Below are 14,183 nucleotides of genomic sequence, written 5' to 3'. Positions count from 1 at the left end.
GCATGTTGTACACCGTTAAAACCATAAGCTCGCCCCATAACGACGAAATCAAGCAGCTGACCCGGCTGGTGCAAAACAGCCGGGAGCGGCGCAAGCAGGGTGTGATGGTGCTCGAAGGCATCCATCTGACTGCGGCGGCGCTGGATGCAGGGCAGCCGCCGCAGCGCCTGTACCTGAATGAAACAGCCAGCGCCCACCCCGAAGTACAAGCCTTGCTTACCCGTATGCCTGCCGCTGTCACCGTCATCATGCTGCCTGAAAGCATCATGGCCAAAGTGAGTGCACTGGCCAGTCCGCCCGAACTGCTGACACTGTGCCAGCGTCCGTGTCCGCCCCAGCCTGCGCCGGATGCCGCGCGCGTGGTGCTGGAGGACATCCAGGACCCGGGCAATCTGGGCACCATCCTGCGTTGTGCTGCCGCCTCCGGCGTGCGTGAGGTGTTGTTGTCCAAGGGCTGTGTCGATGTTTACTCGCCCAAGGTGTTACGTGCCGGCATGGGCGCCCATTTTGTGCTGCATATTCACGAACAGGTGGATCTGGCAGTGTCGCTGACACAATTTTCCGGCCGCAAGCTGGTGACTTATCTGGAAGGCAGCTCTTCCTTGTATAGCCAGGATCTGACCGGCCCGGTGGCGCTGGTATTCGGCAATGAAGGTGCGGGTGTCAGCCCGGCCTTGCTGGCCTTGGCCGATGCCCGGGTTCGTATTCCGATGCCGGGGCATGCCGAATCCTTGAACGTGGCGATGGCGGCGACTGTCTGCCTGTTCGAGCGGGTAAGACAGCAAGAAGCGGTAAAACCATGCTGAAATCCTGGCTTGCCATCTGTCTGGGTGCTGCACTCGCTGTGCCGGCCACGGCTGCCGCGTTGCAATCGGTGGCGGTGGATATCGGCCATTCCCTGCAGGCACCGGGTGCGCGCAGCGCCAGTGGTCAGACCGAGTTCAGCTTCAACCGGCGCGCCGGTTTGCTGCTGGCCGGCATGCTGCGTGAGCAAGGTGTGGATGTGGCGGTGATTGGCGAGCAGGGCAATATCAGGCAATTGACCGAACGCACCCAGCTGGCGCAAGGACGGCAATTATTGCTTTCGGTACACCACGATTCGGTGCAGCCGCAGTATTTGCCGGAAGCAGGGCGTTTTCAGGGCTATTCCCTGTTTGTGTCACGCAAGAACCCGTTTGCTGAAACAAGCCTGGCCTGTGCCCGCCAGATTGCCCTGTCCTTGCAAGAGGCGGGTGAACGACCCACCTTGCATCACGCCGAACCGATTGCCGGTGAGAATCGCCCGCTGGCCGATGCCGCCTTGGGCATTTACTGGTTTGATGACCTGGTGGTGCTCAAGACCGCCAGCCAGCCCGCCGTGCTGATTGAACACGGTGTGATTGTGAATCCACAGGAAGAAGTCCGCCTGGCATCGCCCCTTGTGGCCAACCGTATGGCGCGTGCCATTGCAGCCGGTGCCTTGCGTTGCCCGCTGGCAGAGGCAAACAAAAAGCCCTGATGCGCCAGGGCAGCAGGGCTGGTGTGGAGCGGCACAGGCTTATTGCAGCTTGCTGTTCATGCAGCCGGCGCTCTTGCACTCGCGCTTGCGATCATTGATGAACTGCAGGCGATCAATGGTGGTGCGGGTGGCGCAATCCAGATTGACAAAGAAGCCACGCGAATCGCTGTAGCTACAGTCGGCATTGCGCTGGCGAATCCAGTTCAGCTGTCCGGCCTTCAGCAGCTTCTTGCCATCCGCATCCAGTTGCTTGGCCAATTCCCCATAACTTTCGTTCAGGTCCTTGTCTGCCTGGCTGTACACCTTGTTCAGACAGTACAGGCCGTCAAAATCGTTTTTGGGCTTATCACAGGCAGAGTTGGCCAGTGCACTGGCGCTCAATGCCAGCAGAATCAGGCTGAGCAAGGATTTCATATGGGTTCTCCTGGGCTGGGAAGGTGCACAGTTTAGCACATCGGCATCATCGGGCTGTCGCTGCTGGCAAGTCCTGGCGTGCTTTGGTGATGGCGGCAATACGCGCCTTTTCCACCATGGCCGGTATCTGGCGCGGGTCGTCACAACTGCGGGCAATGGTTCCGGCGTCCACTTCCAGTGCGGCTTGCAGCAAATGCTCCATCCACTCCACTTGCGGATAAGCGCAGTCTTCAAAATGCAGGCGGCCGCGGGCGTCAGCCAGCACGGCACACAGCATCTGGCGGAAACGTTCGGGTCGGCGTAGCGCGTCGCAGTCCTTGAACAGCCGCAAGATGGTGGCGGGCTTCATTTCAGCTGTGCAGTGAATCTTGGTGTGATTGAGCACGGTGATGCGTGCCAGATCACGGCATTCCGCCGGTACACGCAGCCGTTCGCATAGTGCCAGCAAGGGTTTTTCACCACGCTGCTCATGGCCGATATGGCGCGGCAGCACATCGGCCGGTGTCAGCGCCTTGCCCAGATCGTGGGTCAGGGCGGCAAACCGTACCACCAGTGGCTGCTGCATGCTGGCGGCCATGTCGATGACACGCATCACATGATCGCCGGTGTCGATTTCCGGGTGGTAGTCTGCCCGTTGCGGCACGCCGAACAAAGCATCGATTTCCGGCAGGATGCGTTGCAGGGCACCGCACTCGCGCAATACCAGAAAAAAGCGCGATGGTTTGTCTTCCATCAGTGCCTTGGCCATTTCCTGCCACACCCGTTCGGCCACCAGCGCATCGACCTCACCGGCTGCCACCATATTGCGCATCAGCAGCAGGGTTTCATCCGCCACGGCAAAGCCGAAACGGGCGGCAAAGCGGGCCAGGCGCAAAATACGCACCGGGTCTTCGGCAAAGGCCGGGCTGACATGACGCAACAGGCCGGCCTGCAGGTCCTGCTGGCCGTGATACGGGTCAATCAGCCGACCCTGCTCGTCTTCGGCAATGGCATTGATGGTGAGGTCGCGCCGCGCCAGGTCCTGCTCCAGCGTCACGCTTTCATCGGCATGAAAGGCAAAGCCGTGATAGCCCTTGCCGGTTTTGCGCTCGGTGCGTGCCAGTGCGTATTCTTCGTGACTGCGCGGATGCAGGAAAACAGGGAAGTCCTTGCCCACCGGTTTGTAGCCCTGTTTGAGCATGGCTTCCACGCTGGCCCCTACCACCACCCAGTCACGGTCCTTTACCGGCAGTCCCAGCAAACGGTCGCGCACCGCGCCGCCAACCATGTAAATCTGCATCAGCGTGCGGCTTCCCGGCGATACGCCGACAAAACGAGATTGAATTCGTCCTGACCCAGATATTGCGGTGCCACCACTTCCAGCGGCGTGGGGCTGAAGCCCAGTACTGCGCTGGGGAAGGGGTGCGGGCTGACATTGTCGACACCCAGCGAGCGGACATTATCACGGCTCATCAGGGTAGGGCCGGGCAGGATTTCCATCAGCCCGGCCTGCAGCATGGCAAGGGTATCGGGCAGCGGGATGACGGGACGCACCGTGCCGCGCAGGCGGCCGACATAAGCGACCAGTTCGGCCAGGGTGTAGCTGGCCGGTCCGGTCAGATCCAGGCTTTGGCCTATGGTGTGTGGCTGCTGCAGGCAGGCGACGACTGCGCGCGCCAGGTCATCCGCCCAGATCGGCGCAAAGCGGGTGCCAGCACCGGCCAGCGGTAGCAGCGGCAGCTTGTCCAGCAGGCCGGCAAACAGGGTAAGGAAGCTGTCGCCACGGCCAAATACCACCGATGGGCGCAGGATGGTCCACTCCAGTCGGCTATCACGCAAATGCTGTTCGGCAATGCCCTTGGTTTGCTGGTAGTCGCTGGGACCATGTGGGTCAGCACCCAGCGCGCTGATGTGGATGATGCGCCGTACGCCTTGCTTGTGGCAGGCAGCAATAATCTTGTCCAGCAAGTCCACATGTGCGGTTTCGAACTGTTTGCGCGAGCCATGCAGAATGCCGACCATGCTGATCACTGCATCGTGGCCGGCCAGCAGTTCCTGCAAGGCCAGCGGGTGATGCACATTGGTGGATACCAGTTCGGTCTTGGGCAAGACAATCAGCGAGGACTTGTGACGATCGCGATTGCGGGTGGCAATGGTGAGCGACACTTCTTGTTCTGCCAGTCGCTCGGCAATGTAGCTGCCAATGAAACCACTGCCGCCAATCAGGCAAATGCGCTGCTCATGCATTGTTTTCTCCTGTTTCTGCTTTGGTTTAACGAGCTGGGATGGTACCCATGCGGGCTTTGAGCGAGATATTGTCATGACCGAAGGTGCTGGCATAGTAGGCTGCATTGGCCATCACCTTTTGAACATAGTCGCGGGTTTCGCTGAATGGAATGGTTTCTGCATAGATGGTGCCATCCAGCGGGCGGCTGTCCTGCCAGGCGCGGGCGCGTGCCGGGCCGGCATTGTAGGCAGCAGTGGCCATGACTTCATTGCCGGACAGATTGTCCCGCACATAGCGCAAATACCAGGTGCCCAGCTGCACATTGGTTTCGATGTCATTCACCGAGAAGTTGCCCAGGCCCATCTTCTTGGCCACCCATTTTGCGGTGGCGGGCATTAACTGCATCAGGCCGGAGGCACCCACACCGGAGCGTGCCACCACAATAAAGCGGCTTTCCTGGCGGATCAGGCCGTAAACCCAGGCGTCGTCCACATCCAGCTGGCGTGCATAGCGCTGGGTGATGTCACGATACGGGGTGAGATAGCGCAAGGAGTAGTCGTGGTCTTCCCTGGTGCGTTCGGCGCTGTAGATGGCCATGTCGTAGAACGCTGCGCGACGGGCGATTTCTGCCGCAGCCAGCAGTTCCATGTCGTTGCGACCACGCATGGCCCAGCGCCATTCACGTTGCGCGTCACTGCGCAATTCGGCACGTCCTTCGTTATTGCTGATGTCCAGCAAGGCAAGTGCACGCTGAATGGCCGGGTTGGCGCGCATGGCTGCAATATCAGCATTGCCGGGGACAGTCTTGCTGGCTGGGGTGGACAGGGTATTGCCCAGCTCCTCCAGCGACAGCAAGGCGTAGTAATGGTGGCCGATGCTGGCTTTGACAAACAGAGCCGGAGCCTCGCTGCCACGGCCCAGTTGTTTCAGGCTGCGGGCGCGCCAGTACTGCCAAGCCGGCTTGCTGGCTACGTTGGTCGGCATGTTGCGGGTAATCTGTTCTACTAGAGCCCATTGCTCGCCGCGCAGGGCTGCACGTGCCCACCATTCCCATTGATCGGCAGTCAATTGCTGCGGGTCGGCCTTGGCATACCACTGCAAAGCCTGACCCATGGCTTGTTTGCGCGCTGACAGCAGCGCGAGCTGACCCCAGGCAAAGGCACTGCGGTCCTTGCTGAGCGAACTTTCCACGGCAGCCAGGCGACTGGCCGCACCGCCCAGGTCGCTGCGGGACTTGCTGACGATGCCAAACACCATCGCTTCCTGTCCGCCAGGGGTGTCGGCACTGGCCGTGGCCGGACTGCTCAGCATCGCATTGCTCAGCGGCAGATTGGTGGCATCGGCCAGTTGTCTGGCTTGCGAGACAAAATTGCCGGCCAGTAACAGACGCACCCGCCGCCACAGCCAGTCCTGTGTCAGCCAGCCCTTGGCGGCTGCTGCGGTAATCAGCTGATTGCAGCCATCCGGTGCGGCGCGCATGTCAAGAAAACGGTCCAGATCGTCCGGCTTTCTGCCTTGGCGCAGGTCCAGCAGCTGGCCATAGCAGGTGGACTCCTCATCCCGGCCCTCCGCCGGCAGCTTTTTCCATTCAGCGGCAAAGCCGTCCCAGTCCTCCCGCTTGCCCAGTTTCTTCAGCCATTCATTGCGGATTTTCTCCGGCATCCAGCCTTCACGCACGCTGTTCAGAAAGCCGATCACCTGGCTGTCATTGTCCCGGTCCAGTGCCTTCAGGGTAAGCCAGTAGGACGGATAGTCTTTCAGGATGTAACTGGCGGGTAGTTCGCCGGCAATGGCGGTGAGCTTGCCCAGATTGTTGCTGCGGTAAGCGTCGCGGGCGGCGATCAATTCATCATTACTGTTCGCCATGGCATGCAAAGAGGTCGCCAGAGCGTAGATCAGGGTCAGGGTTTGTAGTGTGCGGGACGGGCGGGTCATGTAACGGATCTTCTCTTTGATGGTCGGTCAGTCTCAGTCTCGCCGTGTCACATAAGGAATGGCATGCCTTGGCGTACGAGCTTGACTGGATGATTATACCCGCTTCTGCCACCCCTTCGATGCTGAATGTGCTACTGCCTTGCAGGCCAGCGTTGCTTGTGAATGACAAATTCCAAGAATTTTCTGATTCATTACCACCATGACAGAGGATAAATTTGCAATTTTATTCAATCAATTCGGTCGCAAGCGGTAATTGGACGTGCGCATAATCTGCTTGTGATCTGATGGAGCTCTTTTCGTTCATAGAGTCTCACTATTTCATACGCCAGATTTTATGGGCGTGGAGGTTTGTGGAAGTGAATATGTTTGCTGATTATTCTTTGTGGGGAGTGGTTTTATATTATGCGAATTTGATATTTTTTAACATGCCATTTATATTCATGCATTTTGCTGTTTTTATTATATTGTGGTCAGTCGGTCGATATGTATTTTTGGATGATTTTTTCAGTTTTTACCCTTCTCGCAATGTTAAATTTTTTGATACTTATGTTTTCATTCTGGTTGTATTAATGCTTTTGATTAGTTCTTTTGTTTCAATTTCCTTTTATAAGGACAGAATTTTCTTTGTCAGGAATGATTTCATTTTTCTGGCAGGGGTGTTGTTGACACCGGTGCGTACATTTTTTGTTCTGTTGCTTGGCTTTGTTTTTAGTCTGAGCAAGGCTGGTGATGTGCAGTTGGATATCGCTTTATTTCAAAAGCTTCTGGATATGCTGATTATCGGTTTGGGTGGTATATTGGTTCGTAGGGTGCTTAATGTTGATTTGAAAAATATGGGCTGGGAAGATTTTTGGTTTATTGCAGTGAACAAGCTGTTGGCTAGTATATGTTCTGCAGGTGTTTTTGTAATTTTGTTTTCGGATTCGTGGAATATCATTTTTCATGTGCTGGTGTTTAGGCTATTCAGTTGGCCAGTCTTGTCGTTGCCATTATTGGTTGGATTTGTCTATTGCATGCGATTGGATTTCTGGAAATATCAACGGCTTATGCTTGTGTAAGCGGGAGGTGGTATCCTGTTTGGCGTTGTGTCTAAAGAGTTTTCTTGATATTGCCAAAGTGAGTGGCTGATTGATTACTTGTATGCAATGGCCTGTGAGGCTGAATGTTGATGCTATATTGGAGAGATGACATGTATCAGATAAGTGATTTGATTATGCTATTCCAATACCATTACGGCTATATTGTTCAATCATATTTTTATGTAATATTACAATTTTTGTTGATGTATGTTTTATTTGCCCTATCAAAAAATGGTGTTTTGGAGTCATTCTCTTCAGTCGTATTTCCTGGGTTTTTTCGGCGCAATTATGCATTACTGATGTTTGTTTTGATGATGCTTATAAGCGTAATTTTGGCTGTGTGTTGTATTGTTCTGAGTAATGTTGTATTTAATATGAGTAATGACTTTGTCTATTTGGCAGGTGTTGTTCTGGGGTTTCGTAAAGGCATTGTCATTTTGCTTATTGGGTGTTTATACAGGATTTTGATGCTGTATCTGGAGTTGGGGGGGGTGGCGTGGATGTTGTATATGTTTTTGGATCTGGTGTTTTATTTTTTGGCCGGTTTGTTTTTTTCGACGATGTTGTATACTCGTTTGGAAAATATTTCGGCAAGCGAAATTTTATTTATTTGTTTGAATAAAATTACGGTATCCATGGTGTCGGCTACTCTATGGTTCTTCATGATGGGAGATGCATGGTTTTCCGGGTTCAATGTCTTGCTATTTCGCCTGGTGGCGTGGCCGATGGTAACCATCCCTATGATGACCGTTTTTCTGTTTTTATTACGAACAGGGGTACGTCAGTCCTTGCAGCAAACACTGCATGCAACATGACAAACCCCGCCGTGGCGGGGTTTGCTTTGTTTCTTTCAAGGCATGATTGCTTGCTCAGGCATCAAGCCCGGCCTGGGCCAGTTCGGCCGCGCGAATCACCGCTCGGGCCTTGTTTTGCGTTTCCTGCCATTCGGATTCCGGCACCGAGTCTGCCACGATGCCTGCACCTGACTGAACATAGAGCATCTTGTTCTTGACGACGGCAGTGCGAATGGCAATGGCCAGATCCATGTCGCCATTAAAGCCCAGATAGCCGACGGCACCACCATAGACGCCGCGTTTGGTAGGCTCGAATTCGTCAATGATTTCCATCGCCCGCACCTTGGGCGCACCAGACAAGGTACCGGCAGGGAAGGTGGCCTTGAGAATGTCGATATTGGAGACTTCCGGTTTTACGCTGCCTTCCACGCTGGAAACAATGTGCATCACGTGGGAATAACGTTCGATCACCATATTGTCGGTAATGTTGACCGAGCCGGTATTGGCAACGCGGCCCACATCGTTGCGGCCCAGGTCCATCAGCATCACGTGTTCGGCAATTTCCTTGGGGTCGGCCAGCAGTTCTTCAGCCAGTGCTTCGTCTTCTTCGCGGTTCTTGCCACGCACACGGGTGCCGGCAATCGGACGCACGGTGACGGTTTCCTGTTCGCGGCGTACCAGGATTTCCGGCGAAGAGCCTACGACATGGAAGTCGTCGAAATGGTAGAAGAACATGTAGGGCGACGGGTTCAGGCTGCGCAGTGCCCGGTACAAAGTCAGTGGCGAGTCGGCATAAGGCATTTGCATGCGCTGTGCCAGCACTACCTGCATGATGTCGCCATCCACAATGTAGCGCTTGCACTTTTCCACTGCCTGCTTGAATTCTTCCTGACCATATTCGGAAACCGCCTTGCTGATTTGCGATGGCAGTGACAAGGGGATGTCCTGGGGCTCACGCAAGCGGGCACGCAGTTGTGCCAGGCGGCTTTCTGCCTTGGCCAGTGCATTGGGCACGGCCGGGTCGGCATAGACAATCAGGTAGAGCTTGCCGGACAGGTTGTCCACCACGGCGATTTCTTCGGACACCATCAGGAGAATGTCCGGTGTGCCGATAGGGTCGGGCTTGCGGGTGTTGGCCAGGCGCTTTTCCACATAGCGGATGGTGTCGTAGCCGAAGTAACCCACCAGGCCGCCGGTAAAGCGCGGCAGGCCTTCTATCGGCGGGGCAGAAAAGCGCTGCTGGAAGGTTTCGATGAAGGCCAGCGGGTCACCTTCATATTGTTCGATCACCTTGTCGCCATATTCCACTTGCACCTTGTGTTCATTGACGCGCAGGCGGGTGGTGGCGGGCAGGCCGATGAAGGAGTAACGCCCGAAACGCTCTCCACCCACTACCGACTCCAGCAGATAGGAGTAGGGCTGATTGGCCAGCTTGAGATACACGGACAGCGGGGTGTCCAGGTCGGCGAACAATTCCAGGGTGACCGGAATGCGGTTGTAACCGGCCTGGGCCAGTTGATTGAATTCTTCATGCGTCATGCGTGCGCTACCTTGAAACCGGATTGAAAGCAAAAGGGATGGACAGAATGTGGCTTAGCGTTGCCATCGCCAACTGGCCGGTGCGGGCAGGAAAGTCATGATGCAGGCTTTATCCATGTGGAATGAAAAGTGGAAGCTTTATTTTTTCATCAAATCGTATAGTTCGGCAAGGTTGCCGATGACGAGGTCGGCTTGCAACTGGCTGGCATCGGCATAGCCGTAATTTACGGCAATGGCGGTAGCACCGGCTGCGCGGGCGGACAGGATGTCGTTTTCCGAGTCGCCCACCATGGCCAGTTCGCTGGTCTGGACACCCAGTACATCGCAAACATGCTGCAAGGGCAGGGCAGAAGGTTTTTTCTCGGCCAGGGTGTCGCCGCCAATGATCAGGCTGAATGCATCCCGCAGGTCCAGTTGTTCCAGCAGCGGGACTGCCAGGTATTCCGACTTGTTGGTGACCACCACCACCGGCAGTTGCAAGGCGCGCAGCAAACCCAGTCCATCACGCACGCCGGGATATACCGTGGTGTTGTCAGTCAGGTGTGCGTGATAGTAACGCACGAAGAAGTTGAAGCCCTGTTCCCAGACTGCTGCATCAGCCTGTCCGTGGCGTTCGTCGGTAATGGCGCGGTGGACCAGGCTGGCAATGCCGTCACCGACATGCTCCTGAATGCGCAGGTCGCTGAGAGCGGGCAGGCCCAGATGCTCACGCATGGCATTGGCGGCAGCGGCCAGGTCGGGAATGGAGTCAACCAGGGTGCCATCCAGATCGAAGGCAAGGGCTTTGATGTGTTTCAGGTTCATGACTTGGATTGCTAGTGCTTATTCGGTTGGGTCGGGCAATTGGCGGATATCCAGCACGGTCTCCGTGCCGAAACCGGGGCTGAACAGGTGGTCGGCAATCTTGCGGGCCGCCTGTTGTGGCGTGCTCAGGCCGCCATCACGCTTGAGCGCGGTAAAGCGCCCCAGTTCGCGGAACTGCTGCGGGTCGCTCTGGCGAATGCTGGCCTGCATGTCGGTGTCAATCACGCCAGGGTAGATGGCGGCAATGCGTACGTTACCGGCTTGCTGTTCGCTTGCCACATGGCGGCAGAAGTGATCGAGCCCGGCCTTGCTGCTGCCATAGATGCCCCAGCCCGGGTAGGCCTTGACGGCAGCGCCTGAGGAAATGCAGGCAATGCGCAGTTCGCATTCCAGCGTGTCGGTCAGTCGCAAGAGTGCATCGGTCAGCAAGATGGGTGCGGTCAGGTTGATGGCCAGCGCACGCGATACTTCGGCTGTGGGGTAGAAACCGGCACTGGCAATGGGGCTGACCACGCCGGCATTGTTGATCAGCAGCAATTGGGTAATCTGCTCCAGCGGCAGGCATTGCAAGGCCTCGGCCATGATGCCGTGCAGGCTGTCGCTGTCCGCCATGTCGGCACGCAGGAAATGCAGGTGCTCCGGATGGCGCGCGGCCAGTTGTTGCAGCGCCGGGCTGTGTTCCCGTGCAAGGCCCACCACCATGCAGCCGCGCTGCAGCAGGTCGGCAGTCAAGGCCAGGCCCAAGCCGCGTGAGGCACCGCTGATGATGGCGGCTTGCATCAGGCCACCTTGGCCAGTTCGGCACGCATGGCGGCAATCACGGCCTGGTAGTCCGCTTGGCCGTAGATGGCGGAACCCGCGACGAAGGTGTCGGCACCAGCCGCGGCAACGGCAGCAATATTGTCCACTTTCACCCCGCCATCCACTTCCAGCCAGATTTCACCACCGTGCTTGGCGGTATACTCGTCGATACGCTGGCGCGCAGCAGCTATTTTTTCCAGCGCATGCGGAATGAAGGACTGGCCGCCAAAGCCCGGATTGACCGACATGATCAGTACCATGTCGATCTTGTCCATCACGTGGTCCAGATAGGACAGCGATGTGCCCGGGTTGAATACCAGGCCTGCCTTGCAACCGGACTCCTTGATCAGGCCCAGGGTGCGGTCGATGTGCTCGGAGGCTTCCGGGTGGAAGGTGATGATGTCGGCGCCGGCCTTGGCAAACATCGGCACCAGGCTATCCACCGGCTTGACCATTAGGTGCACGTCGATCGGCGCGGTGGTGTGCGGACGGATGGCTTCACAAACCAGCGGGCCAACGGTCAGATTAGGGACATAATGGTTGTCCATGACATCAAAATGAATGATGTCGGCTCCGGCGGCGATGACGTCGCGTACCTCCTGGCCAAGACAGGCAAAGTCGGCGGAAAGGAGGCTGGGGGCAATACGGAAGTCGCGCATGGTCTACCTTGCAATCACGGATGGATTCATCAAACAGGCGCATATTCTACCGCGCCACCGGAGCATGGCGCGATAAAATGCAGTACCCACCACAAGGAAATGAAGATGGCTGACAAAACCTACCGGATTGAAGTGGAGGCCGAGCCGCACTATGTCGCCGAGCAATCCAATATGGCCACGGACATTTACGTCTTTGCCTATCGCATCCGCCTGACCAATACCGGAAGCGAGCCGGCGCAACTGATCAGTCGGCACTGGATCATCAGCGACGCCAATAACCAGGAACAGGAAGTGCGCGGCATGGGGGTGGTAGGCGAGCAGCCACGGCTGGAGCCTGGCCAGACATTCGAATACAGTAGCGCCACCCATCTGAAAACACCGTATGGCTCCATGCGCGGCAGTTACCAGATGCTGGCCGATGACGGTACGCGTTTTGATGTCACCATCCCGGAAATGACACTGGTGGCGCCGCGCGTGCTGCACTAGACATCAGGACTGTATGCGTGTGCTGTTGACCTGCGGGTCTTGAAGATTGGTTTCCACTGTACTGGCGTCTGCCAGTCATCCTGACAGGATGTATTCATGCGTTTTACCCATAGTGGCCCGGCGCCCGAGAATCGTAACGACCTGCAAACCTTGAAGACCTTGCTGCCCTATTTGTGGGCGTTCAAGGGGCGGGTGCTGCTGGCGCTGGCTTGCATGATCCTGGCCAAGGTGGCGGCAGTGACGGTGCCGCTGTACCTGAAGGATATTGTCGACCAGTTATCTGTCCCGGCAAGCCTGCTGGCAGTGCCGGTGATGGCGCTGCTGGGTTATGGCCTGGCGCGGCTGACTTCCAGCGTGCTGGGAGAAATGCGCGATGCCATCTTTGCCCGTGTAATCCAGGGTGCGGTGCGCAGTGTGGCACGCGGTGTGTTCCAGCACCTGTTCCGGCTGTCCTTGCGCTTTCATCTGGAACGTCAGACTGGCGGCATGAGCCGTGATATCGAACGTGGCACCAAGGGCATCGGCTTTCTGCTCAATTTCATGGTGTTCAACATCCTGCCCACTTTGCTGGAAATCGGCATGGTGTCTTTCATCCTGTTCCATCGCTATGCCTGGGAATTTGCCGCAGTGACACTGGGCACCATCGTCATTTATATCGTCTTTACTCTGGTGGTGACCGAATGGCGCACGGTATTCCGTCGCAGCATGAATGATCTGGATTCGCGCGCCAATGCCAAGGCCATTGATGCCCTCATCAATTACGAGACGGTAAAGTATTTCAATAACGAAGCTTATGAAGCCGAGCGTTACGACCGTAACCTGGCTGCATGGGAAGCTTCTGCCATCAAGAACCAGGTTTCCCTGTCCATGCTGAATGCAGGGCAGGGCATCATCATTGCCAGCGGCGTCACCCTGATCATGGTGTTGGCAGCGCGCAGCGTGGTGCAGCATCAGATGACAGTGGGTGACGTGGTGCTGGTGGCCACCTTTATCACCCAGTTGTACACCCCGCTGAACTTCCTCGGCTTCATCTACCGTGAAATCAAGCATTCGCTGGCTGACATCGAGCGCATGTTCGGCCTGTTGTCCACCCATCAGGAAGTGGACGATGCGCCTGAGGCCAAGGTGCTGGCCTGCCGTGATGCCAGCATCCGCTTCGAACAGGTGGACTTTGGCTATGATGCCAAGCGCAGCATATTGCACGGGCTGGATTTTGCCATGCCGGCAGGCAGTTCGCTGGCGGTGGTCGGATCGAGCGGGGCGGGCAAGTCCACGCTGGCCCGGCTGCTGTTCCGTTTTTATGATGTGACTGCGGGGCGCATCACCATCAATGGGCAGGATCTGCGCAGCTTTACCCAGGATAGCCTGCGCGCACATATCGGCATCGTGCCGCAGGACACGGTGCTGTTCAATGACAGCATTTATTACAACATCGCTTATGGGCGACCGGGAGCCAGCCGGGATGAAGTCATCGAGGCGGCTCGTTCTGCACATATTCACGACTTTGTGATGAGCTTGCCCGATGGCTATGACACCCAGGTGGGGGAGCGCGGCCTGAAACTGTCCGGTGGTGAAAAGCAGCGGGTGGCCATTGCGCGTACCATTCTGAAGAATCCGGCCATTCTCATTTTTGATGAAGCCACCAGCGCGCTGGATTCGCGTACCGAAAAGGCCATCCAGCATGAACTGGCCGTCATTTCTGCCAACCGTACCACGCTGATCATTGCCCATCGGCTCTCCACCATTGTCGATGCCGATCAGATCATTGTGCTGGATGACGGCATGGTGCTGGAGCGGGGCACGCATCGCGAGTTGCTGGAGCAAAACGGACGCTATGCCGAGATGTGGCGCTTGCAACAAGAACAAGGCGAGGAAGCGGCGGTCACGACATAAGGCCTCTTCTGCCGTTTTTTGGTTTCCCGGTTGGCCTGTGTCTGCCGGGCTCTTTCATTCCTCCAGTCCGCATCA

At 56.7% G+C, this 14,183-nt stretch carries 14 protein-coding genes; 6 read left to right on the top strand and 8 right to left on the bottom strand.

Annotated elements, in window-relative coordinates:
* The first annotated feature begins 2 nt into the window (after nt 1-2).
* Together DKK66_RS19535 and DKK66_RS19530 are read left to right on the top strand one after the other, a co-directional pair.
* Nucleotides 3-806, top strand: coding sequence for an RNA methyltransferase (locus DKK66_RS19535; protein ID WP_131360719.1), 804 nt, complete (start codon nt 3-5; stop codon nt 804-806).
* Nucleotides 800-1,498 (top strand): N-acetylmuramoyl-L-alanine amidase, encoded by a 699-nt coding sequence (locus DKK66_RS19530; protein WP_131360717.1) that lies wholly within the window; start codon nt 800-802, stop codon nt 1,496-1,498. The genes DKK66_RS19535 and DKK66_RS19530 overlap by 7 nt, the downstream gene beginning before the upstream one ends.
* Before the next feature lie 39 nt (nt 1,499-1,537).
* Here the strand turns inward: DKK66_RS19530 and DKK66_RS19525 are convergent, their stop codons facing one another.
* From DKK66_RS19525 to DKK66_RS19510, 4 genes are read right to left on the bottom strand one after another with little or no spacing between them, the layout of a single operon-like run.
* Nucleotides 1,538-1,912, bottom strand: a complete 375-nt coding sequence (locus tag DKK66_RS19525) for a lysozyme inhibitor LprI family protein (RefSeq protein ID WP_045848627.1) — start codon at nt 1,910-1,912, stop codon at nt 1,538-1,540.
* Between the two features lie 46 nt (nt 1,913-1,958).
* Complete coding sequence (locus tag DKK66_RS19520; RefSeq protein WP_131360715.1) at nt 1,959-3,191, bottom strand: multifunctional CCA addition/repair protein; 1,233 nt, start codon at nt 3,189-3,191, stop codon at nt 1,959-1,961.
* Nucleotides 3,191-4,138, bottom strand: coding sequence for a complex I NDUFA9 subunit family protein (locus DKK66_RS19515; RefSeq protein WP_131360713.1), 948 nt, complete (start codon nt 4,136-4,138; stop codon nt 3,191-3,193). Before DKK66_RS19515 ends, DKK66_RS19520 begins: the two co-directional genes overlap by 1 nt.
* 25 nt (nt 4,139-4,163) lie before the next feature.
* On the bottom strand, nt 4,164-6,053 hold the full coding sequence (locus DKK66_RS19510; protein WP_131360711.1) for a lytic transglycosylase domain-containing protein: 1,890 nt from the start codon (nt 6,051-6,053) through the stop codon (nt 4,164-4,166).
* Nucleotides 6,054-6,415: 362 nt separating this feature from the next.
* On the opposite strand from DKK66_RS19510, the gene DKK66_RS19505 reads away from it, so the two are divergent.
* Nucleotides 6,416-7,111 carry a hypothetical protein gene (locus DKK66_RS19505; RefSeq protein ID WP_131360709.1) on the top strand — a complete coding sequence of 232 codons (696 nt, stop codon included), beginning with the start codon at nt 6,416-6,418 and terminating at the stop codon, nt 7,109-7,111.
* A gap of 131 nt (nt 7,112-7,242) precedes the next feature.
* The gene (locus tag DKK66_RS19500; protein WP_165494238.1) at nt 7,243-7,947 is read left to right on the top strand and encodes a LytS/YhcK type 5TM receptor domain-containing protein; all 705 of its coding nucleotides are present in this window, start codon (nt 7,243-7,245) and stop codon (nt 7,945-7,947) included.
* A gap of 54 nt (nt 7,948-8,001) precedes the next feature.
* Here the strand turns inward: DKK66_RS19500 and trpE are convergent, their stop codons facing one another.
* From trpE to rpe, 4 genes are all read right to left on the bottom strand, one after another.
* Nucleotides 8,002-9,465: an anthranilate synthase component I gene (gene trpE / locus DKK66_RS19495; RefSeq protein ID WP_131360705.1), complete on the bottom strand. Its 1,464-nt coding sequence runs from the start codon at nt 9,463-9,465 to the stop codon at nt 8,002-8,004.
* A 138-nt stretch (nt 9,466-9,603) separates the two neighbouring features.
* Nucleotides 9,604-10,269 (bottom strand): phosphoglycolate phosphatase, encoded by a 666-nt coding sequence (locus DKK66_RS19490; protein ID WP_131360703.1) that lies wholly within the window; start codon nt 10,267-10,269, stop codon nt 9,604-9,606.
* A gap of 18 nt (nt 10,270-10,287) precedes the next feature.
* Complete coding sequence (locus DKK66_RS19485; RefSeq protein WP_242673527.1) at nt 10,288-11,049, bottom strand: SDR family NAD(P)-dependent oxidoreductase; 762 nt, start codon at nt 11,047-11,049, stop codon at nt 10,288-10,290.
* Complete coding sequence (gene rpe, locus DKK66_RS19480; protein WP_131360699.1) at nt 11,049-11,729, bottom strand: ribulose-phosphate 3-epimerase; 681 nt, start codon at nt 11,727-11,729, stop codon at nt 11,049-11,051. Before rpe ends, DKK66_RS19485 begins: the two co-directional genes overlap by 1 nt.
* A gap of 105 nt (nt 11,730-11,834) precedes the next feature.
* On the opposite strand from rpe, the gene apaG reads away from it, so the two are divergent.
* Nucleotides 11,835-12,215 carry a Co2+/Mg2+ efflux protein ApaG gene (gene apaG, locus DKK66_RS19475; RefSeq protein ID WP_045848637.1) on the top strand — a complete coding sequence of 127 codons (381 nt, stop codon included), beginning with the start codon at nt 11,835-11,837 and terminating at the stop codon, nt 12,213-12,215.
* 96 nt (nt 12,216-12,311) lie between these two features.
* Entirely contained in the window at nt 12,312-14,108 is a 1,797-nt protein-coding gene (locus tag DKK66_RS19470) for an ABC transporter ATP-binding protein/permease (protein WP_131360697.1), read from the top strand.
* The last annotated feature ends 75 nt before the right edge of the window (nt 14,109-14,183 follow it).

This window comes from Aquitalea sp. USM4, assembly GCF_004328945.1.
GTDB classification, from domain to species: Bacteria; Pseudomonadota; Gammaproteobacteria; order Burkholderiales; family Chromobacteriaceae; genus Aquitalea; species Aquitalea pelogenes.
Note: the sequence above shows the minus strand (reverse complement) of the source record. Positions and strands in the feature narration are given on the sequence as shown.

Bases quoted from the DNA above. Each gene is read 5' to 3' on its own strand.
- DKK66_RS19505 (WP_131360709.1), top strand. From the start codon at position 6,416: ATGTTTGCTGATTATTCTTTGTGGGGAGTGGTTTTATATTATGCGAAT.
- DKK66_RS19535 (WP_131360719.1), top strand. From the start codon at position 3: ATGTTGTACACCGTTAAAACCATAAGCTCGCCCCATAACGACGAAATC.
- apaG (WP_045848637.1), top strand. From the start codon at position 11,835: ATGGCTGACAAAACCTACCGGATTGAAGTGGAGGCCGAGCCGCACTAT.
- DKK66_RS19530 (WP_131360717.1), top strand. From the start codon at position 800: ATGCTGAAATCCTGGCTTGCCATCTGTCTGGGTGCTGCACTCGCTGTG.
- DKK66_RS19515 (WP_131360713.1), bottom strand. From the start codon at position 4,138: ATGCATGAGCAGCGCATTTGCCTGATTGGCGGCAGTGGTTTCATTGGC.
- DKK66_RS19485 (WP_242673527.1), bottom strand. From the start codon at position 11,049: ATGCAAGCCGCCATCATCAGCGGTGCCTCACGCGGCTTGGGCCTGGCC.
- DKK66_RS19470 (WP_131360697.1), top strand. From the start codon at position 12,312: ATGCGTTTTACCCATAGTGGCCCGGCGCCCGAGAATCGTAACGACCTG.
- DKK66_RS19520 (WP_131360715.1), bottom strand. From the start codon at position 3,191: ATGCAGATTTACATGGTTGGCGGCGCGGTGCGCGACCGTTTGCTGGGA.
- trpE (WP_131360705.1), bottom strand. From the start codon at position 9,465: ATGACGCATGAAGAATTCAATCAACTGGCCCAGGCCGGTTACAACCGC.
- DKK66_RS19510 (WP_131360711.1), bottom strand. From the start codon at position 6,053: ATGACCCGCCCGTCCCGCACACTACAAACCCTGACCCTGATCTACGCT.
- DKK66_RS19525 (WP_045848627.1), bottom strand. From the start codon at position 1,912: ATGAAATCCTTGCTCAGCCTGATTCTGCTGGCATTGAGCGCCAGTGCA.
- DKK66_RS19500 (WP_165494238.1), top strand. From the start codon at position 7,243: ATGTATCAGATAAGTGATTTGATTATGCTATTCCAATACCATTACGGC.
- DKK66_RS19490 (WP_131360703.1), bottom strand. From the start codon at position 10,269: ATGAACCTGAAACACATCAAAGCCCTTGCCTTCGATCTGGATGGCACC.
- rpe (WP_131360699.1), bottom strand. From the start codon at position 11,729: ATGCGCGACTTCCGTATTGCCCCCAGCCTCCTTTCCGCCGACTTTGCC.